An 18634-nucleotide genomic window follows, 5' to 3' on the forward strand; every position below is an offset into this window, starting at 1 on the left:
AACGCGGGCGTAAACAAGCGGGAAATAAATAAGGCACCGCGAGGGTGCCTGTTGAGTGAAAAGTGGGCATAAGGTTAGTGCCGTTTATACTCATTTTCCTGATAGTCGCCAGATTCTATTTTTGCAATGCCTGCCTCTAAAATAGAAATAAACTGACGGGCGACGTCTGTTGTTAGCCACAGCGTCTGTCCCACTTCCGCTTCGTCACGGTTGAGTTGATTTGGGGTCTGGTAGTGCAAACGCAGCATCAGTGCATCGTAGCTATCTACGGTACTGATATCCCAGCCTACAAGCGGATGGGTCTGGATGACTTCGTTATTCTTTTCCATTATAACCCCCTTAATGCGTGTTAGAAGACAACGGCTCTGAGGTTCAATGCATGTTTTTCTGAAAGCTTCTTCAGTATACCAAGTAATAAGGGTTCCAAAGGGAAAAATAAACAGGTAGCAACACATTTTTCTGCTTTTTAGGATTGTTCGAACAATAAAACACCATCTCGTTCACGATTTTTTAAGAACACGCTGAATTAATTTGAACTTTCGAAATTACAGGCAAAAAAAAGCCGGGGCGACCCGGCAAAAAACACAATGAGGGAGCAGTGTTAATCGGTAATGAACCAGTCATCTGCGCTTTCCCACGTTTCCTGCAGGATTTCGCTGATGCGATCTTTATCTTCTTTTGCGGCACCCATGACGGAGAGGTTGTTCGCTGCGGCGTAACGCACCGTTACGGCGCCCGCGTTGTCGGGAAAGGTGTTGTTAATACGACGGGATAATTCGCCTGCCAGAGCGTCAAGCGCGCCGGCAGGCAGAACGGTAGTTTTGGCTATGGTGACTTCAATACGCATAAATGCCCCCTGTGTAATATACTGTTTATTTATACAGGCATATTATCGGTTTGACAACAAGGGGCGTTGATTTTTTAGCGTTTTACCGTCCAGCTTACGGTTTCACCTGCCAGGAAGGGGATCAGCGTGTCATCCGTCAGCGCGATAGACTCCTCAACCTGGCTCGCTTTGCGCTCCAGCTCAATGAAGGTGTCATTGACCGGCAGGCCGTAGAAGCGCGGGCCGTTGAGGGAGCAGAACGCTTCGAAATGTTCCAGCGCGTTCATCTCTTCAAATACGGTTGCGTAGCTGGCAAGCGCCGTTGGGGCGTTGAAACAGCCCGCGCAGCCGCAGCTTGCCTCTTTGCGATGGCGGGCGTGAGGCGCGGAGTCTGTGCCCAGGAACGCACGCGTGAATCCGCTGGCGACCAGTTCGCGCAGCGCCTGCTGGTGAACGTTGCGCTTGAGGATCGGCAGGCAGTACAGGTGAGGGCGCACCCCGCCCACCAGCATATGGTTACGGTTAAACATCAGATGCTGGGGGGTAATGGTCGCAGCGATCAGCTCGTTACCGTCGCGAACATACTCTGCCGCGTCTTTGGTGGTGATATGCTCAAAGACCACCTTAAGCGCCGGCAGGCGCTGGCGCAGGGGCTCCATCACGGTTTCGATAAAACGGGCTTCACGGTCGAAGATGTCAATCTCCGCATGCGTTACTTCACCGTGTACCAGCAGCGGCATGCCCAGTTTCTGCATGCGCTCCAGCACCGGCATGATGGCATCAATACTGGTGACGCCGTGGCTGGAGTTGGTGGTGGCGTTCGCCGGGTAGAGTTTCGCCGCCGTAAATACGCCTTCGTTAAACCCGCGTTCCACTTCGTTCGGATCCAGTGAATCGGTCAGGTAGCAGGTCATCAACGGGGTGAAATCATGTCCCGCCGGAACGGCATCCAGAATGCGCTGACGGTAGGCAATGGCGGCATCGACGGTGGTGACTGGCGGAACCAGGTTTGGCATGACAATCGCGCGGCCATAAATTTCACTGGTATAGGGCACGACGGTTTTCAGCATATCGCCATCGCGCAGATGGATATGCCAGTCGTCTGGGCGGCGGATTTTAAGAACCTGGGGTTGTGCAGTCATGGAAGCTCCGGCTTGTCAGGAATCAGTCATAAGGATGGCTGTTTTTGCCGGACACAAATCATAAGCGGAAACGTTTTCGTTTGCACACTTTTCCGTAAAAAAAAGGGCGCCGCAGCGCCCTTCAGGTTAATCGGTGAAAGGAATAACGATCTCTCCCGGTTTCACCTCTATCCCTTTTGCGTATTTCTTCGCGAGGGCTTCACCCTTGCTGTTGTCTTCGCTTAAGACGTACGCCGGCTGCTGGTTAAAGTAGTTTCGCAGCGACTGGTTCAGATAGGGCATCAGGGTTTGCAGTACCGGCGCCATTTTGTCCGGCGAAACCTGCGCATCGACCACTTCCATCTCCTGCAGGAATATCGCCCCTTTCTCTTTGTTGAAAACGGGGAGCGCCTTCAGCTTGAGCTTGATGTTGGCTTTCTGATTGCCAAAAAGGGACGTCATATCAAGCGCGGCATCGCCTGCGAGAGTGACTTTATTCGGCTCTTCGCGACCAATCTGGCTGGTGAGATTGGTGAGCACGATGTGGGCATCGGCCAGCCCCGGCACGCCAATGTCTTTAGAGAAATTGTTATGTTTTTCCAGCGCCTGATTAATTTCCTGCTCACTGACGGTATATTGCGTAAGCTGGTTACAGCCGACCAGCAGACCGCTGACAACGAATGCCGCGGCTAAGACAATTTTCTTCATAGTGCTCCTCAACGAAAAATCGGCGCTTCTGTCCTGTTACGCCAGTATGTCAGCGTGAATGGGCAGAAACCAGCAGAAAAAACTGAGAAGTGGGGCGGGAGAGGCTCCCGCCCGAGGGAAAGGCTACGCGCCAGGCTCGAGCATGCCGCTCGCGCTGCGCTTCTGGCTGAACTGCCACCACAGGGCGAGAAGCGTCATGATGCCTACCACGCCGAGCATCATCCAGGGGAGTTCCGGCTGGTTCAGCGCTTTGCCGGCATCGAACAGCCAGCCGCCGCCGGCGTAACCCAGCGCACCGCCAAAGGCCAGACCCAGGCGGCTGAAGCCCATATAGCTGCCGCGCGCACGCGCATCCGCAAGCGAGGCGCTCAGCGTTTCGCGGGCGGGCTCGGCGATGATGGAGCCGATATAGAAGGTGCAGATCAGCGTAAAAAGCTGCTGAAGCGTGTTTACCAGACCGATCGGCATCATGCTCAGCGTCATCAGAAACAGGCCTGCCATCAGGCGATGCTCCAGGCGAAAACGCCGTTCACTCCAGCGGGCAATCGGATAAAGCAGCGTTAATGACAGGCAGGCTTCGATGGCGTACATCCATTTTACGGCAGCAGGCGTGCCCGCAATATCGTTCACCATGATTGGCAGCATCAGCATCACCTGTACGGCGAGCATGTAATAGCCGGTCAGGGTCAACACGTAGGTGACAAAACGCCTGTCGCGCAGGACGCGTCCTAGCCCCTCGCGCACCGGGGCTTTTACCGTCGACAGCTTCCAGGCCGGAAGGTAGAGGCCGTTAAACAGGGCGCACAGAATAAACAGCACCGCCCCGGCCGCGCAAACCAGACGGAAATCGTACTGCAGCAGCCAACTGCCCAGCAGGGCGCCAACAACCGCCCCGGCGCTGTCCTGCATCATCAGAATGGAGAAGAAACGTCCGCGGTGCTGAGGACGAATCAGCTTTACCACCAGCGCGGTGCGCGGCGGGTCAAACAGGGTGCCCCCGATACCGGAGAGAAAGCAGGAGAACCACAGCAGCCACGGCTCCTGGGCGACCGCCATCGTGGCAAAGCCTGCCGCGCGGAGCAGCATCCCGGTAACGATCATCGGTTTAGCGCCAAAGCGGTCAGCGATCGCGCCGCCAAAGACGCCCAGCCCCTGCTGGACAAACTGACGTAGCCCCAGGGCAATCCCAACCATTAATGCCGCCCAGCCCATTTGATCGACAAAGCGGATAGAGATGAGGGGGAACACGACAAAAAAGCCGAGCACGACCAGCATGTTATCGACGAGCAGGAAATATTTACCCAGGCTCCTGGCCTGTGATACGCGGGACATTTTCCCTCCAGGGAAAATAAGAAGGTGAGCACGCTAACATTCTGCGGTGTCGCCGCGTTTTTTCCCACCCCCGGGCGCGACAATATTTTTTTATCAAAACGGTGCTTTGATAGAGAGTTCTCATCGAAAAATGTGAAAAGAGGTCAAAATGGTATGTCACTGTTTTCACAGACGGCACGGGCGCAGGTATAGTAAAGCTAATGGGTAAGCTGAAGTGACGGGAAGGAGTGGTATTGATGTTTGGCTATCGCAGTAATGTGCCAAAAGTGCGTCTGACAACGGACAGGCTGGTCGTTCGTCTTGTGCATGAGCGTGATGCCTGGCGTCTGGCGGATTATTACGCCGAGAATCGCCAGTTTTTAAAACCCTGGGAACCCGTTCGGGATGAGAGCCATTGTTACCCCTCCGGCTGGCAGGCACGCCTCAGCATGATCGCTGAATTTCATAAGCAGGGCAGCGCGTTTTATTTCGCGCTGCTGGATCCAGAAGAGAAAGAGATTATCGGGATCGCCAATTTTTCAAACGTGGTGCGGGGATCGTTTCACGCCTGCTACCTTGGCTATTCCATCGGCCAGAAATGGCAGGGGCAGGGACTGATGTACGAGGCGTTAACGGTAGCCATCCGCTATATGCAACGCACGCAGCATATCCATCGCATTATGGCGAACTACATGCCGCATAATCAGCGCAGCGGGAATTTGCTGGCGCGTTTAGGGTTTGAGAAAGAGGGTTATGCCAAAGACTATCTGCTGATAGACGGAGAGTGGCGCGACCACGTTCTGACGGCATTAACCACCCGTGACTGGACCGCAGGTCGTTAAGGAGAAAAGATGAAGTATCAGCTAAACGGTACGGAAGCGCGCGTGATTGGGTGCTTACTCGAAAAACAGGTCACCACGCCGGAGCAGTATCCGCTCTCTGTTAACGCCGTGACCATGGCCTGCAACCAGAAGACCAACCGCGAGCCGGTGATGAATCTCAGCGAGCATGAGGTTCAGGACGTGCTGGATGCGCTGGTGAAGCGCCACTATCTGCGCACCGTCAGCGGCTTCGGCAACCGCGTGACCAAATACGAGCAGCGCTTCTGTAACTCCGAATTTGGCGATCTGAAACTGAGCAGCGCGGAAGTGGCGGTTATTACCACACTGCTGCTGCGCGGGGCGCAAACGCCGGGGGAACTGCGAACGCGCGCTTCCCGAATGCATGAGTTCAGCGACATGCAGGAAGTCGAGCAGACCCTGGAAGGGCTGGCCGCGCGTGAGGATGGCCCTTACGTGGTGCGCCTGGCGCGCGAGCCGGGTAAACGTGAGAGCCGCTACATGCATCTCTTCAGCGGCGACGTTGACGCCGCAAGCGCGGCGACGGAATCGAGCCCTGCAACCCGTGACGACCTTGCCGCGCGCGTAGAGGCGCTGGAAGACGAGGTGGCCGGGCTGAAACAGCGTCTGGATGCACTGCTGGCACATTTGGGAGACTAACGGTGAAAAAATTACGCATTGGCGTGGTGGGGCTGGGCGGTATTGCGCAGAAAGCCTGGCTGCCCGTATTGGGCGCTGCGTCAGACTGGACGCTGCAAGGGGCATGGTCACCCACCCGAGAAAAGGCAGAACGTATCTGTGAAACCTGGCGTATCCCGTATGCGGCATCGCTCCAGGATCTGGCCCGCGAGTGCGATGCGGTCTTTGTGCATACCTCAACGGCAACCCACTATCAGGTGGTGAGCGAGTTGCTCAATGCGGGGGTTCACGTCTGCGTGGATAAACCGCTGGCGGAAAATGTTCAGGACGCTGAACGGCTGATTGAGCTGGCGGCACGTAAAAAACTGACGCTGATGGTCGGTTTCAACCGCCGCTTCGCGCCGCTTTACCAGCAGCTGAAGGCGCAGTCCGGCAATATGGCCTCGCTGCGCATGGATAAGCACCGCACCGACAGCGTGGGGCCGAACGATCTGCGCTTTACCCTTCTCGATGACTACCTCCACGTGGTGGACACCGCGCTGTGGCTGACTAACGGCGAGGCGCTGCTGAAAAGCGGCACTCTTGTCACCAACGAACAGGGGCAGATGGTCTATGCGGAACACCATTTTGCCGTTGAGCATCTTCAGGTCACCACCAGCATGCACCGCCGCGCGGGCAGCCAGCGGGAATCCGTGCAGGCGGTAGCCGACGGCGCGCTGTACGACGTTACCGACATGCGTGAATGGCGTGAAGAGAAGGGCAGCGGCGTGGTGATGCAGCCGGTCCCCGGCTGGCAAAGCACTCTGGAGCAACGAGGTTTCGCAGGATGTGCCCGCCACTTTATCACCTGCGTGCAAAATCAGACGGTTCCTGAAACGTCCGGCGAGCAGGCCATTCTGGCTCAGCGCATTGTGGAACGGCTCTGGCGCGAGGCCATGAGTGAATAACTCGCTGTAACATCTGCGGATAGTAATTCGTTGAAATCGGGTTAGACTAAGCGCCGCTTGTTGGCTTTGCCGGGTGGCGCTTGTGCGTTCCCGGTCTATAAATCCGTATGGTTCTGGAAATTCACGTTAATGAACTTATTAAAATCGCTGGCGGCCGTCAGCTCGATGACCATGTTCTCTCGCGTTCTCGGTTTTGCGCGCGATGCCATTGTGGCAAGGGTCTTTGGTGCAGGGATGGCAACGGACGCCTTTTTCGTGGCGTTCAAACTGCCGAACCTGCTGCGTCGCATTTTTGCTGAAGGAGCGTTCTCCCAGGCGTTTGTGCCCATTCTGGCGGAATATAAAAGCAAGCAGGGTGAAGACGCGACGCGCGTGTTTGTCTCTTATGTCTCCGGGTTGCTGACGCTGGCGCTGGCCGTGGTGACGGTAGTCGGTATGCTGGCCGCGCCCTGGGTCATTATGGTGACCGCGCCCGGCTTTGCCGACACGGCGGATAAATTTGCCCTGACCTCGCAGCTTCTGCGCATTACCTTCCCCTATATTCTGCTGATCTCGCTGGCCTCGCTGGTGGGGGCGATCCTGAACACCTGGAACCGTTTCTCCGTTCCGGCGTTTGCGCCGACGTTTCTCAACGTCAGCATGATCGGTTTTGCGCTGTTCGCCGCGCCGCACTTCAACCCGCCGGTGCTGGCCCTGGCCTGGGCGGTCACCGTGGGCGGCGTGCTGCAGCTGGCTTATCAACTGCCGCATCTGAAGAAAATCGGCATGCTGGTGCTGCCGCGCATCAACCTGAAAGATGCCGGGGCGATGCGCGTTATCAAGCAGATGGGGCCCGCCATTCTTGGCGTCTCCGTCAGCCAGATCTCGCTTATCATCAACACCATCTTTGCCTCTTTCCTGGTGTCGGGTTCCGTCTCGTGGATGTACTACGCTGACCGCCTGATGGAGTTCCCGTCCGGCGTGCTGGGCGTGGCGCTGGGGACCATCCTGCTGCCGTCGCTGTCGAAAAGCTTTGCCAGCGGCAACCATGACGAATACTGCCGCCTGATGGACTGGGGCCTGCGTCTTTGCTTCCTGCTGGCCCTGCCAAGCGCGGTAGCGCTGGGGATCCTCGCCAAGCCGCTGACGGTGTCGCTGTTCCAGTACGGGAAATTCACTGCGTTTGACGCCGCGATGACCCAGCGCGCGCTGGTCGCTTACTCGGTGGGATTGATGGGGCTGATTGTCGTCAAAGTGCTGGCGCCGGGCTTTTACTCGCGTCAGGACATCAAAACGCCGGTGAAAATTGCCATTGTAACGCTGATTATGACGCAGCTGATGAACCTGGCATTTATCGGCCCGCTGAAGCATGCCGGCCTGTCGCTGTCTATTGGTCTGGCGGCCTGTCTGAATGCCGGGCTGCTTTACTGGCAGCTGCGCAAGCAGGATATCTTTACGCCGCAGCCGGGGTGGGCAAGTTTCCTCGTGCGTTTGGTCGTGGCGGTGCTGGTGATGTCTGCGGCACTCATCGGGATGATGTACGTCATGCCGGAGTGGTCTCTGGGCACGATGCCTTATCGTCTGATGCGGCTGATGGCCGTGGTGGGCGTTGGGGTGGTAGCGTATTTTGCCACGCTCGCCGTGCTGGGCTTCAAAGTGAAAGAGTTTACCCGCCGGACGGCATAAACGCCAAAAGGGGAGTTCACCTCAGGGTGCTCCCCACTGCAAGATTTGTCGCTTACGCGTCAAATCGAAATCTTTTTTACACCCGCAATACGTGCCGTCGCCGTCTGACCATCCGCGCCGTACAGTCCGGTTTCTTTATGCGGCTTCAGCACCTCAAGCGCCTGCTGATTACGCTCTATCTGGCCTTCAAGCAGCCAGCCGTTATGCTGGTTGAGATCGCGCAGATGCTGGGTTTTTTCGGTAATGGTCTGCCAGCGCTCGGCAATATCGTCATTGGCGCTGCGCTTCGAGTCCTGCTCGGCGCGGCGCTGCTGCTCCAGATAATCCAGCGTGGCCAGCAGCGAACTCTTATCTTCAGTAATACGCTGCAGCGCGCTGCCGTTAATGTGACCGGAAGAGAGATGTTGTTGTTCAGCATCCATTACCGTTTTCAGGTCGTTCAGGACAACCGTCATTTGATCCAGTATTTCTGACAGTCGACTCATACGGTTAGTTACTCTGTAAGAAACTCTGTGCTTCCTGAATCAGGGCATCAGCAATTTTGCTGGTGTCCATTTTCAGCTCACCGTTGCGAATAGCCGTTTTCAGCGCTTCAACACGTTCCATATTGATATCGTTGCTGCCTGGCTGCATCAGTTTTGCCTGGGCATCGCTCAGGGTCACGCTGGTGCTGTTAGACGTTGACGGTTTTTCCAGACGCGTTTTCTGAGGGGTAGCGTCGTTCGTTTCGCGAGGCTGTACAGCGCTTACCGGCTTCAGGGCTGATGTACGATCAATGCTCATAGTGTTGTCCTCATCGAGGGTTCGCGGCGTTTGCGCCTGACATCATCATTAGTGGAATATTTATCGGCACGCGCCGCGAAATCTTTAAAAAGATTATAGGTTAATCAGAATATTCCCATCAGAATCGACGGTTCCGCTCACCACCTGGCCTGAGGACATTCTGACGCGGGCGTTTTGCGCTACCGCGGCATTGTTTAACGCTTTCCCTTCACTGTTGATGCTAAAGCCGTCTCCGTTGGCAACGACCATCACCTGCTGTCCCGCTTTGACACGCCACGCCTGGCGCAGCATGGAGAGCTGAATCGGTTGGCCCGGCGCGACATCGCGCAGGCTGACGGCGTTCTGTGCCTGGTTAATGTCCAGCATTGTCCGCGGCGGGAGCTGATCCAGACGCCCGCGCTTTAACGTCACGCTGTTTGCCTGCAGCGCGCTGCCACGCACAATGGGGACGGCGGCGACAACATAATTGCCCGTCGCCTGAACTGCAACCTGTAAATAGCGTTTTTCGTTGGCGCAGCGTGCCAGGACGTTCACATTGCCCCACAGCTTCGTGGTCCCCGTCACGCTGAATGACGGTTGCTCGCAGGTCGGATACAGATTCGGCGGCGTGCGGATGGTCACGTTAACGTCATCGCTAAAGCCCGCCAGCTTCTGGGCAAAAAAATTCGTCAGCGCATCCTGTAAATCCCCGGCATTCACCAGAGGGCTAAACAGCAAGAAAGTTGCCATCAGGCCACGTTTTAACGTTTGCATCGCAAGTTCCACCGTTTCCAGAGTTGGATGAATTCTACCTGCAGTGGTTTTGCATCAACGGAATAAATAGCGACGCATTTTGTGCTTATTCCGTCGATAGGGGAGACCGGGTGAGATTTAAGCTGTGAACTGAAATTTTGCCATCAGCGGAGGAGACATGCTCGATAAACTCGACGCCGCGTTACGTTTTCAGCAGGAAGCGCTCAATTTACGCGCCCAGCGGCAGGAGATTTTAGCCGCCAACATCGCTAACGCCGATACGCCCGGTTATCAGGCGCGCGATATTGATTTTTCCAGTGAGCTCAAAAAGGTGATGGAGCGTGGACGTGCCGAAGGGACCGGTGTTGCACTCGCCATGACATCCTCTCGCCATATTCCCGCTCAGGCGATGACCGCGCCAGTGACCGATTTACTTTATCGCATCCCTGACCAGCCTTCACTCGACGGTAACACCGTGGATATGGACCGGGAGCGTACGCAGTTTGCCGATAACAGCCTGAAATACCAGACGGGCCTGACCGTACTCGGCGGACAAATCAAAGGCATGATGAACGTCCTGCAGGGGGGCAACTGATAAATGGCCTTGCTGAATATTTTTGATATCGCCGGCTCGGCGTTAACCGCCCAGTCCAAACGTCTGAACGTGGCCGCCAGTAACCTGGCGAACGCCGACAGCGTGACCGGACCTGACGGACAGCCTTATCGTGCCAAACAGGTTGTGTTTCAGGTCGACGCTGCGCCAGGCGCGGCAACGGGCGGCGTGAAGGTGTCTGACGTGGTTGAGAGCCAGGCGCCGGACAAGCTGGTGTATGAGCCAGGTAACCCGCTCGCGGACGCTAACGGATACGTGAAGATGCCAAACGTGGATGTGGTAGGCGAGATGGTGAACTCCATGTCGGCGTCCCGTAGCTACCAGGCGAACGTCGAAGTGCTTAATACCGTGAAGAGCATGATGCTCAAAACACTCACTCTCGGCCAGTAAAGGAGACATGCATGTCCATCGCCGTAAATGTGAATGATCCGACGAACACGGGTGTTAACAACACCAAAAGTTCGACAAGCTCCAGCTCCCTGACGGGAAGCAATGCCTCCGATTTGCAGAGCAGTTTTCTGACGCTGCTGGTGGCGCAGCTTAAGAACCAGGATCCGACTAACCCAATGCAGAACAACGAACTGACCACGCAGCTTGCGCAGATCAGTACCGTGAGCGGCATTGAGAAACTGAACACCACCCTCGGTTCCGTCTCCGGTCAGATTAACAGCGCTCAGTCCCTGCAGGCGGCAAGCCTGATTGGTCACGGCGTGATGATCCCGGGGACCACGATCCTGGCGGGCACCAGCACCACCGACGGTACATCGACCACCACCACGACGCCGTTCGGCGTTGAATTGCAGCAGGCGGCTGACAAAGTGACGGCGACGATCACCGACTCAACCGGCGCCGTGGTTCGCACCATCGACATCGGCGAGCTGAAAGCGGGCGTTCACACCTTTACCTGGGATGGCAGCCTGACCGACGGCACGAAAGCACCAAATGGCTCCTACAAAGTCGCGATTAGCGCCAGCAACGGGACGACCCAACTGGTGGCGCAGCCGCTGCAGTTCGCGCTGGTTCAGGGCGTGATTAAAGGGGGCGACGGCAACAAACTGGATTTGGGTACTTCCGGTACCACCACACTCGACGAAGTTCGGCAGATTATCTAAGCCTTAACACTTATCAGGAGTAAGTCATGGCCTTTTCTCAAGCGGTCAGCGGCCTGAATGCTGCGGCCACCAACCTGGACGTCATTGGCAACAACATCGCCAACTCCGCGACCTATGGTTTCAAATCCGGTTCTGCGTCTTTTGCAGATATGTTTGCCGGTTCCAAAGTGGGTCTGGGCGTAAAAGTTGCGGGCATCACTCAGGACTTTACTGACGGTACCACCACCAACACCGGTCGTGGCCTGGACGTTGCCATCAGCCAGAACGGTTTCTTCCGTATGGTCGATGCAAACGGCTCGGTGTTCTACAGCCGTAACGGCCAGTTCAAGCTGGACGAAAACCGTAACCTGGTGAACATGCAGGGGATGCAATTAACGGGGTATCCGGTTGCCGGAACGCCATCAACGGTTCAGACCGGTGCGAATCCACAGGCGATTAATATCCCGACCACGCTGATGGCCGCGAAGTCCACCACCACGGCTTCCCAGCAGATTAACCTCAACTCCACCGATGCTGCACCAACCGCCGCCTTCGATCCGGCCAACCCGGATACCTACAACAAAAAAGGTACCGTAACCGTCTTTGATAGCCAGGGTAATGCGCACAACATGAACCTGTTTTACGTCAAAGATGCAACCCCTGCTAACTCCTGGAAAGTGTATGCCCAGGACGGCAGCGTGGCAGGCAGCGCGGCGGCAGTGGCCACGACCTTGACCTTCGATAATAACGGTACGTTGATCGGGGGTGGAAACATCAACATCACTACCGCGACTATCCCAGGTGCGGACCCGGCGACCTTCGCGATGAGTTTTGCTAACTCCATGCAGCAGAACACCGGTGCGAACAATATCGTGGCGACCAACCAGAACGGCTTCAAGCCGGGCGATCTGGTCAGCTATCAGATTAATGATGACGGCACCGTCGTCGGGAACTACTCCAACGAGCAGACTCAGGTGCTGGGCCAGATCGTGCTGGCAAACTTCGCCAACAACGAAGGCCTGAAGTCCGAAGGGGATAACGTCTGGTCTGCCACGCAGTCTTCCGGTGTTGCCCTGCTGGGCACCGCGGGCTCCGGTAACTTCGGCACGCTGACCAACGGCGCGCTGGAAGCCTCTAACGTGGACCTGAGTAAAGAACTGGTGAACATGATTGTCGCGCAGCGTAACTATCAGTCGAACGCGCAGACCATCAAGACCCAGGATCAGATCCTCAACACGCTGGTTAACCTGCGTTAAGCGGCTAACAGGAAAGCGCAATGGATCACGCAATATATACCGCGATGGGCGCGGCAAGTCAGACGCTCAGCCAGCAGGCCGTTACCGCCAGCAACCTGGCAAACGCCTCTACGCCGGGCTTCCGCGCGCAGCTGAATGCGCTGCGCGCGGTGCCGGTGGAGGGGCTCTCCCTGCCGACCCGTACGCTGGTGGCGGCATCCACCCCGGGCGCAGACATGACGCCAGGGCAGATGGATTACACCTCACGCCCGCTGGACGTTGCTCTGCAGCAGGACGGCTGGCTGGCGGTGCAAACGGCGGACGGTGGTGAAGGCTATACCCGTAACGGGAATATCCAGGTCAGCGCGACCGGCCAGCTGACGATTCAGGGGCATCCGGTGATGGGTGAAGCGGGCCCGCTGACCGTGCCGGAAGGCTCTGAGCTGACCATCGCCGCGGACGGCACCATCTCGGCGCTGAACCCGGGCGATCCGGCCAACACCGTTGCCCCCGTCGGGCGTCTGAAGCTGGTCAAAGCGGAAGGCAAAGAGGTGCAGCGCGGCGACGACGGCATGTTCCGTCTGACCCAGGCAGCTCAGGCTACCCGTGGTGCCACATTACAGGCCGATCCGAGCATCCGCGTGATGTCCGGCGTTCTGGAAGGCAGCAACGTTAAGCCGGTAGCCGCCATGAGCGACATGATCGCCAGCGCCCGTCGTTTTGAAATGCAGATGAAAATTATCAGCAGCGTGGACGAAAACGCGGGCAAGGCTAACCAACTTCTGTCGATGAGTTAACAGGACTCTTTATGATCAGTTCTTTATGGATCGCGAAAACTGGCCTGGACGCGCAGCAAACCAACATGGATGTGATTGCCAACAACCTGGCAAACGTGAGCACCAATGGTTTCAAGCGTCAGCGCGCCGTTTTCGAAGATTTGCTTTATCAAACCATCCGCCAGCCGGGCGCGCAGTCTTCTGAACAGACGACGCTGCCGTCAGGCCTGCAGATCGGTACCGGCGTTCGCCCGGTGGCGACCGAGCGTCTGCACAGCCAGGGCAACCTGTCTCAGACCAACAACAGCAAAGACGTGGCGATCAAAGGCCAGGGCTTCTTCCAGGTGCAGCTGCCTGACGGGACCTCTGCCTACACCCGTGACGGTTCCTTCCAGGTCGATCAGAACGGTCAGCTGGTGACGGCGGGCGGTTTCCAGGTTCAGCCTGCGATCACCATTCCGGCGAACGCCCTGAGCATTACCATCGGCCGCGACGGCATCGTGAGCGTGACCCAGCAGGGGCAGGCCGCGCCGGTCCAGGTCGGCCAGCTCAACCTGACCACCTTCATGAACGATACCGGTCTGGAAAGCATTGGTGAGAACCTCTACACCGAAACGCAATCCTCCGGTACGCCAAATGAAAGTACGCCAGGCCTGAACGGTGCCGGTCTGCTGTATCAGGGGTATGTTGAAACCTCCAACGTGAACGTGGCGGAAGAGCTGGTGAATATGATCCAGGTCCAGCGCGCGTATGAAATTAACAGTAAAGCAGTCTCGACGACCGATCAGATGCTGCAGAAACTGACGCAACTCTAAGGTGTAGCCCGGTGCGGTAAACCCCGCACCGGCTCCCTGTTTTCGAAGATGAAGGCAATGCAAAAAAACGCGGCGTTTCGTTATCCGATACTGACTGTTCTGGCCGTCACCCTCAGCGGGTGCGCTTTGATCCCGTCTAAACCATTGGTCCAGGGTGCGACGACTGCCCAACCCGTTCCTGGCCCTGCGCCAGTTGTAAACGGCTCCATTTTCCAGACCGCGCAGCCGATTAACTACGGCTACCAGCCGCTGTTTGAAGATCGCCGCCCGCGTAATGTCGGCGATACATTGACCATTGTGCTGCAGGAAAACGTCAGCGCGAGCAAGAGCTCGTCGGCGAACGCCAGCCGCGATGGCAAAACCAATTTTGGCTTTGACACCGTTCCACGCTATCTGCAGGGCCTGTTCGGCAATGCCCGTGCGGATGTTGAGGCCTCCGGCGGCAATACCTTTAACGGTAAAGGTGGCGCGAACGCCAGCAACACCTTCAGCGGTACGCTGACGGTCACGGTTGACCAGGTGCTGGTTAACGGCAATTTACACGTCGTGGGTGAAAAACAGATCGCCATTAACCAGGGCACTGAATTCATTCGCTTCTCGGGCGTGGTGAATCCACGCACCATCAGCGGCACTAACACCGTTCCGTCCACCCAGGTGGCGGATGCGCGCATTGAGTACGTCGGCAACGGCTACATTAATGAAGCGCAGAATATGGGTTGGCTGCAGCGCTTCTTCCTTAATTTATCGCCGATGTAAGCGAGGTGACCCATGTTTAAATCGATCTTCGCCGCGGCGCTGGTTCTTGTCGCAACGTTTGCCCAGGCCGACCGCATTCGCGATCTCACCAGCGTTCAGGGCGTCCGCGGGAACTCGCTGATTGGCTATGGCCTGGTGGTGGGGCTGGACGGTACCGGTGACCAGACCACCCAGACGCCGTTTACCACCCAAAGCTTAAACAACATGCTTTCCCAGCTCGGCATTACCGTGCCGGCGGGAACCAACATGCAGCTAAAAAACGTGGCCGCGGTTATGGTCACTGCCTCCTACCCGGCGTTTGCGCGCCAGGGGCAGACCATTGACGTGGTGGTCTCCTCAATGGGTAACGCCAAAAGCCTGCGCGGCGGTACGCTGCTGATGACCCCGCTGAAAGGCGTCGACAGCCAGGTCTACGCGCTGGCGCAGGGGAACATCCTGGTCGGCGGGGCAGGCGCATCCGCTGGTGGAAGCAGCGTACAGGTGAACCAGCTGAACGGCGGGCGCATCACCAACGGTGCGATCATCGAGCGTGAACTGCCGACCCAGTTTGGCGCGGGCAACACCATCAACCTGCAGCTGAATAATGAAGACTTCACGATGGCGCAGCAGATTGCCGACACCATCAACCGCAGCTATGGCAATGCCACGGCACTGGATGCGCGTACCGTGCAGATCCGCACCTCCACCGGCAGCAGCAACCAGGTGCGCATGCTGGCGGATATCCAGAATCTGGAAGTGAACGTGCCGGTGCAGGATGCCAAAGTGATCATCAACTCCCGTACGGGCTCCGTGGTGATGAATCGGGAAGTGTCGCTGGATAGCTGTGCCGTGGCGCAGGGTAACCTGTCGGTGACGGTTAACCGTTCCGCCAACGTCAGCCAGCCGGATACACCATTTGGTGGCGGCCAGACGGTAGTGACGCCGCAAACGCAGATTGATTTACGCCAGAGCGGCGGTTCCCTGCAGAGCGTGCGCTCCAGCGCCAACCTGAACAGCGTGGTGCGTGCCCTGAACGCCCTGGGCGCGACGCCGATGGATCTTATGTCCATTCTGCAATCCATGCAAAGCGCGGGCTGCCTGCGCGCCAAACTGGAAATCATCTGATGCTGACCGATAGCAAACTGTTGACCAGTGCCGCCTGGGACGCCCAGTCGCTCAACGAACTGAAAGCCAAAGCAGGTAAAGACCCGGCGGCGAATATCCGCCCGGTTGCCCGCCAGGTGGAAGGGATGTTTGTACAGATGATGCTGAAAAGCATGCGCGAAACCCTGCCGAAAGACGGGATGTTCAGCAGCGATTCAACGCGTCTCTACACCAGCATGTATGACCAGCAGATTGCGCAGCAGATGACCGCCGGTAAAGGCCTCGGTCTGGCTGACATGATTGTCAAACAGACCGCCGCCGCACAGGGTGTTCAGCCAGAAGAGCAGCCGCCGCAGGTGCCGATGAAGTTCGACCTCGAAACGGTGACCAGTTATCAGAACCAGGCGCTGACGCAGATGGTGCGTAAAGCGATACCGAAGGCAACGGGCAGCGGCGACGAGGCGCTCTCCGGTGACAGCAAAGACTTCCTGGCGCAGCTTTCTCTGCCAGCACGGCTTGCCAGTGAACAGAGCGGCGTGCCTCACCACCTGATTCTGGCCCAGGCCGCGCTGGAGTCGGGCTGGGGCCAGCGCCAGATCCGCAAGGAAAACGGCGACCCGAGCTTCAACATCTTCGGCGTGAAGGCCACCTCCAGCTGGAAGGGGCCGACCACCGAGATCACGACTACGGAATACGAGAACGGCGCGGCGGTGAAGGTGAAAGCCAAATTCCGCGTTTACAGCTCGTATCTGGAAGCCTTATCCGATTATGTAGGCCTGCTGAGCCGAAATCCGCGTTATACCGCCGTTACGCAGGCGGCAACGGCGGAGCAGGGCGCTCAGGCCCTGCAAAACGCGGGATACGCGACCGACCCGAACTACGCGCGCAAGCTTACCAGCATGATCCAGCAGCTGAAATCCATGGGCGAGAAGGTCAGCAAAGCCTATAGCACAGATATCGAAAATCTGTTCTGAAAGTTCTCAAGTCCCGGTGGAGGTTGCCGATAACCTTCATCAGGACTCGTGTCTGAACGTATAAAAGGAACCCCCATGTCCAGTTTGATTAACAGCGCCATGAGTGGCCTCAGTGCCGCGCAGTCGGCACTCAATACCGTCAGTAATAATATTTCAAGCTATAACGTGGCAGGTTACACCCGCCAGACGACGGTGCTGGGTGCATCTAACAGCACGCTGACCGGCGGTGGCTGGGTGGGTAACGGGGTGTATGTCTCCGGTGTCCAGCGTGAATATGACGCTTTCATCACCAACCAGCTGCGCGCCGCGCAGACCCAAAGCAGCGGCCTGACCACGCGCTATCAGCAGATGTCAAAAATTGACGATGTGCTCTCCGATACCACCAACTCGCTTTCCACCACTCTGCAGGATTTCTTTAAGAGCCTGCAAACGCTGGTGAGCAACGCGGAAGACCCGGCTGCGCGTCAGACGGTGCTGGGAAAAGCGAGCGGCCTGGTCAATCAGTTCAAAACCAACGATCAGTATCTCCGCGATCAGGATTCGCAGGTGAATACCGCGATTTCAACCAGCGTGTCGCAGATCAACAACTACGCCAAACAGATTGCCAACCTGAACGATCAGATCTCCCGTCTGACCGGCGTTGGCGCGGGCGCATCCCCGAATGATTTGCTCGACCAGCGCGATCAGCTCGTCACTGAGCTGAACAAAATCGTGGGCGTGGAAGTCTCTGTGCAGGATAGCGGCACGTATAACATCTCTTTCGGCAATGGTTACAGCCTGGTGCAGGGCAGCAAAGCTAACCAGCTGGCGGCCGTGAAGTCCAGCGCCGATCCGTCCCGTACCACTATCGCCTACGTTGATGACGTGGTGGGTAATGTCGAGATCCCGGAAAAGACGATCACGACCGGTTCGTTAGGCGGTTTGCTGACGTTCCGTGCTGAAGATCTGGATAAAGCTCGTAACACCCTGAACCAGATGGCGCTGGCCTTTGCTGATGCGATGAACAAACAGCATGAGGCCGGTTTTGATGCCAATGGCGATGCGGGCGGTAAGCTGTTCGACTTTGGTTCTCCGGCCGTGCTTTCCAACAGCAAGAATAGCGGCACGGCGGCGATCACTGCCACCGTTGCGGACAGCACCAAAGTTCAGGCAACGGACTATACGCTGCAGTTTAACGGCACCGACTGGACCATCACCCGTGCCTCGGACAAGACCAGCTTTACAATGAGCCCGGATGCCAGCGGTAATCTGTCGTTTGATGGCCTCAACGTGAACGTCAGCGGTTCGGCAAATACCAAAGACAGCTTTACCGTGAAGCCCGTGGCCGATGTCATCATGAATATGGAATTGTCCATCAGCGACGAGTCCAAACTGGCCATGGCTGCGGTGCAGAACGGCGGTGAGAGTGACAACCGCAACGGGCAGAAAATGCTCGATCTGCAAAACAGCAAAGTGGTTGGCGGAAACAAAACCTTCAACGATGCGTACGCTTCGCTCGTCAGCACCGTCGGGAGCACCACTGCCTCACTGAAGGTGAGCAGCCAGACAAAAGCCAACGTGGAAACGCAGTTAACCAAGCAGCAGCAGAGCATCTCTGGGGTCAACCTCGACGAAGAGTATGGCAACCTGCAGCGTTATCAGCAGTATTACCTCGCCAACGCGCAGGTGCTTCAGACTGCCAGTACGCTCTTCGATGCAATTATCAACATTCGTTAAGGTT

General features: G+C 57.0%; 22 protein-coding genes. 14 read left to right on the forward strand and 8 right to left on the reverse strand.

What is annotated here, in order from left to right; genetic code table 11:
- Nucleotides 1-74: 74 nt before the first annotated feature.
- From bssS to mdtH, 5 genes are all read right to left on the reverse strand, one after another.
- On the reverse strand, nucleotides 75-329 hold the full coding sequence (gene bssS / locus IB212_RS08550) for a biofilm formation regulator BssS (protein ID WP_023299782.1): 255 nt from the start codon (nucleotides 327-329) through the stop codon (nucleotides 75-77).
- A gap of 272 nt (nucleotides 330-601) precedes the next feature.
- On the reverse strand, nucleotides 602-847 hold the full coding sequence (gene dinI / locus IB212_RS08555; RefSeq protein ID WP_028012694.1) for a DNA damage-inducible protein I: 246 nt from the start codon (nucleotides 845-847) through the stop codon (nucleotides 602-604).
- 74 nt (nucleotides 848-921) lie between these two features.
- Nucleotides 922-1968: a dihydroorotase gene (gene pyrC, locus IB212_RS08560; protein WP_028012695.1), complete on the reverse strand. Its 1047-nt coding sequence runs from the start codon at nucleotides 1966-1968 to the stop codon at nucleotides 922-924.
- A 126-nt stretch (nucleotides 1969-2094) separates the two neighbouring features.
- Complete coding sequence (locus IB212_RS08565; protein ID WP_028012696.1) at nucleotides 2095-2655, reverse strand: lipoprotein; 561 nt, start codon at nucleotides 2653-2655, stop codon at nucleotides 2095-2097.
- 123 nt (nucleotides 2656-2778) lie between these two features.
- Complete coding sequence (gene mdtH, locus IB212_RS08570) at nucleotides 2779-3987, reverse strand: multidrug efflux MFS transporter MdtH (RefSeq protein ID WP_047364272.1); 1209 nt, start codon at nucleotides 3985-3987, stop codon at nucleotides 2779-2781.
- Nucleotides 3988-4223: 236 nt separating this feature from the next.
- Between mdtH and rimJ the strand changes: the two genes are divergently transcribed.
- The 4 genes from rimJ to murJ all read left to right on the forward strand — a co-directional run bounded on the left by rimJ (nucleotide 4224) and on the right by murJ (nucleotide 8056).
- The gene (gene rimJ / locus IB212_RS08575) at nucleotides 4224-4808 is read left to right on the forward strand and encodes a ribosomal protein S5-alanine N-acetyltransferase (protein ID WP_013097146.1); all 585 of its coding nucleotides are present in this window, start codon (nucleotides 4224-4226) and stop codon (nucleotides 4806-4808) included.
- A gap of 9 nt (nucleotides 4809-4817) precedes the next feature.
- Nucleotides 4818-5465, forward strand: a complete 648-nt coding sequence (locus IB212_RS08580; RefSeq protein WP_041910528.1) for a YceH family protein — start codon at nucleotides 4818-4820, stop codon at nucleotides 5463-5465.
- 2 nt (nucleotides 5466-5467) lie between these two features.
- Nucleotides 5468-6391 carry a Gfo/Idh/MocA family protein gene (locus tag IB212_RS08585; RefSeq protein WP_041910527.1) on the forward strand — a complete coding sequence of 308 codons (924 nt, stop codon included), beginning with the start codon at nucleotides 5468-5470 and terminating at the stop codon, nucleotides 6389-6391.
- Between the two features lie 129 nt (nucleotides 6392-6520).
- Nucleotides 6521-8056, forward strand: coding sequence for a murein biosynthesis integral membrane protein MurJ (murJ, locus tag IB212_RS08590; protein WP_028012700.1), 1536 nt, complete (start codon nucleotides 6521-6523; stop codon nucleotides 8054-8056).
- Between the two features lie 59 nt (nucleotides 8057-8115).
- Here murJ and flgN read toward each other — a convergent pair whose 3' ends face one another.
- The 3 genes from flgN to flgA form a co-directional block, all read right to left on the reverse strand.
- Nucleotides 8116-8541, reverse strand: coding sequence for a flagella biosynthesis chaperone FlgN (gene flgN, locus IB212_RS08595; protein ID WP_028012701.1), 426 nt, complete (start codon nucleotides 8539-8541; stop codon nucleotides 8116-8118).
- A gap of 4 nt (nucleotides 8542-8545) precedes the next feature.
- Nucleotides 8546-8839 (reverse strand): flagellar biosynthesis anti-sigma factor FlgM, encoded by a 294-nt coding sequence (gene flgM, locus IB212_RS08600; RefSeq protein ID WP_014883360.1) that lies wholly within the window; start codon nucleotides 8837-8839, stop codon nucleotides 8546-8548.
- A gap of 93 nt (nucleotides 8840-8932) precedes the next feature.
- Nucleotides 8933-9592 (reverse strand): flagellar basal body P-ring formation chaperone FlgA, encoded by a 660-nt coding sequence (flgA, locus tag IB212_RS08605; RefSeq protein ID WP_041910526.1) that lies wholly within the window; start codon nucleotides 9590-9592, stop codon nucleotides 8933-8935.
- A 157-nt stretch (nucleotides 9593-9749) separates the two neighbouring features.
- Here flgA and flgB point away from each other — a divergent pair, with 157 nt between their 5' ends.
- From flgB to flgK, 10 genes are all read left to right on the forward strand, one after another.
- Nucleotides 9750-10166 (forward strand): flagellar basal body rod protein FlgB, encoded by a 417-nt coding sequence (flgB, locus tag IB212_RS08610; RefSeq protein ID WP_041910525.1) that lies wholly within the window; start codon nucleotides 9750-9752, stop codon nucleotides 10164-10166.
- Nucleotides 10167-10169: 3 nt separating this feature from the next.
- A complete protein-coding gene (gene flgC / locus IB212_RS08615; RefSeq protein WP_013097138.1) occupies nucleotides 10170-10574 on the forward strand; it encodes a flagellar basal body rod protein FlgC in 405 nt (134 codons plus the stop codon).
- An 11-nt stretch (nucleotides 10575-10585) separates the two neighbouring features.
- Complete coding sequence (gene flgD / locus IB212_RS08620; RefSeq protein WP_041910524.1) at nucleotides 10586-11296, forward strand: flagellar hook assembly protein FlgD; 711 nt, start codon at nucleotides 10586-10588, stop codon at nucleotides 11294-11296.
- Between the two features lie 26 nt (nucleotides 11297-11322).
- Nucleotides 11323-12531 (forward strand): flagellar hook protein FlgE, encoded by a 1209-nt coding sequence (gene flgE, locus IB212_RS08625; protein WP_041910523.1) that lies wholly within the window; start codon nucleotides 11323-11325, stop codon nucleotides 12529-12531.
- Between the two features lie 20 nt (nucleotides 12532-12551).
- Nucleotides 12552-13307, forward strand: a complete 756-nt coding sequence (locus IB212_RS08630) for a flagellar basal body rod protein FlgF (RefSeq protein WP_028012705.1) — start codon at nucleotides 12552-12554, stop codon at nucleotides 13305-13307.
- An 11-nt stretch (nucleotides 13308-13318) separates the two neighbouring features.
- A complete protein-coding gene (gene flgG, locus IB212_RS08635) occupies nucleotides 13319-14101 on the forward strand; it encodes a flagellar basal-body rod protein FlgG (RefSeq protein ID WP_000625853.1) in 783 nt (260 codons plus the stop codon).
- A gap of 57 nt (nucleotides 14102-14158) precedes the next feature.
- Nucleotides 14159-14857 carry a flagellar basal body L-ring protein FlgH gene (gene flgH, locus IB212_RS08640; RefSeq protein WP_023311139.1) on the forward strand — a complete coding sequence of 233 codons (699 nt, stop codon included), beginning with the start codon at nucleotides 14159-14161 and terminating at the stop codon, nucleotides 14855-14857.
- Between the two features lie 12 nt (nucleotides 14858-14869).
- A complete protein-coding gene (locus IB212_RS08645; RefSeq protein ID WP_028012706.1) occupies nucleotides 14870-15961 on the forward strand; it encodes a flagellar basal body P-ring protein FlgI in 1092 nt (363 codons plus the stop codon).
- Nucleotides 15961-16914 carry a flagellar assembly peptidoglycan hydrolase FlgJ gene (gene flgJ / locus IB212_RS08650; protein ID WP_041910522.1) on the forward strand — a complete coding sequence of 318 codons (954 nt, stop codon included), beginning with the start codon at nucleotides 15961-15963 and terminating at the stop codon, nucleotides 16912-16914. Before IB212_RS08645 ends, flgJ begins: the two co-directional genes overlap by 1 nt.
- A gap of 75 nt (nucleotides 16915-16989) precedes the next feature.
- A complete protein-coding gene (gene flgK / locus IB212_RS08655) occupies nucleotides 16990-18630 on the forward strand; it encodes a flagellar hook-associated protein FlgK (RefSeq protein WP_041910521.1) in 1641 nt (546 codons plus the stop codon).
- Nucleotides 18631-18634 lie beyond the last annotated feature (4 nt).

It is taken from the genome of Enterobacter sp. E12 (assembly GCF_014596715.2).
GTDB lineage: Bacteria > Pseudomonadota > Gammaproteobacteria > Enterobacterales > Enterobacteriaceae > Enterobacter > Enterobacter bugandensis.

Bases quoted from the DNA above. Each gene is read 5' to 3' on its own strand.
- bssS (WP_023299782.1), bottom strand. From the start codon at position 329: ATGGAAAAGAATAACGAAGTCATCCAGACCCATCCGCTTGTAGGCTGG.
- dinI (WP_028012694.1), bottom strand. From the start codon at position 847: ATGCGTATTGAAGTCACCATAGCCAAAACTACCGTTCTGCCTGCCGGC.
- pyrC (WP_028012695.1), bottom strand. From the start codon at position 1,968: ATGACTGCACAACCCCAGGTTCTTAAAATCCGCCGCCCAGACGACTGG.
- IB212_RS08565 (WP_028012696.1), bottom strand. From the start codon at position 2,655: ATGAAGAAAATTGTCTTAGCCGCGGCATTCGTTGTCAGCGGTCTGCTG.
- mdtH (WP_047364272.1), bottom strand. From the start codon at position 3,987: ATGTCCCGCGTATCACAGGCCAGGAGCCTGGGTAAATATTTCCTGCTC.
- rimJ (WP_013097146.1), top strand. From the start codon at position 4,224: ATGTTTGGCTATCGCAGTAATGTGCCAAAAGTGCGTCTGACAACGGAC.
- IB212_RS08580 (WP_041910528.1), top strand. From the start codon at position 4,818: ATGAAGTATCAGCTAAACGGTACGGAAGCGCGCGTGATTGGGTGCTTA.
- murJ (WP_028012700.1), top strand. From the start codon at position 6,521: ATGAACTTATTAAAATCGCTGGCGGCCGTCAGCTCGATGACCATGTTC.
- flgN (WP_028012701.1), bottom strand. From the start codon at position 8,541: ATGAGTCGACTGTCAGAAATACTGGATCAAATGACGGTTGTCCTGAAC.
- flgM (WP_014883360.1), bottom strand. From the start codon at position 8,839: ATGAGCATTGATCGTACATCAGCCCTGAAGCCGGTAAGCGCTGTACAG.
- flgA (WP_041910526.1), bottom strand. From the start codon at position 9,592: ATGCAAACGTTAAAACGTGGCCTGATGGCAACTTTCTTGCTGTTTAGC.
- flgB (WP_041910525.1), top strand. From the start codon at position 9,750: ATGCTCGATAAACTCGACGCCGCGTTACGTTTTCAGCAGGAAGCGCTC.
- flgC (WP_013097138.1), top strand. From the start codon at position 10,170: ATGGCCTTGCTGAATATTTTTGATATCGCCGGCTCGGCGTTAACCGCC.
- flgD (WP_041910524.1), top strand. From the start codon at position 10,586: ATGTCCATCGCCGTAAATGTGAATGATCCGACGAACACGGGTGTTAAC.
- flgE (WP_041910523.1), top strand. From the start codon at position 11,323: ATGGCCTTTTCTCAAGCGGTCAGCGGCCTGAATGCTGCGGCCACCAAC.
- IB212_RS08630 (WP_028012705.1), top strand. From the start codon at position 12,552: ATGGATCACGCAATATATACCGCGATGGGCGCGGCAAGTCAGACGCTC.
- flgG (WP_000625853.1), top strand. From the start codon at position 13,319: ATGATCAGTTCTTTATGGATCGCGAAAACTGGCCTGGACGCGCAGCAA.
- flgH (WP_023311139.1), top strand. From the start codon at position 14,159: ATGCAAAAAAACGCGGCGTTTCGTTATCCGATACTGACTGTTCTGGCC.
- IB212_RS08645 (WP_028012706.1), top strand. From the start codon at position 14,870: ATGTTTAAATCGATCTTCGCCGCGGCGCTGGTTCTTGTCGCAACGTTT.
- flgJ (WP_041910522.1), top strand. From the start codon at position 15,961: ATGCTGACCGATAGCAAACTGTTGACCAGTGCCGCCTGGGACGCCCAG.
- flgK (WP_041910521.1), top strand. From the start codon at position 16,990: ATGTCCAGTTTGATTAACAGCGCCATGAGTGGCCTCAGTGCCGCGCAG.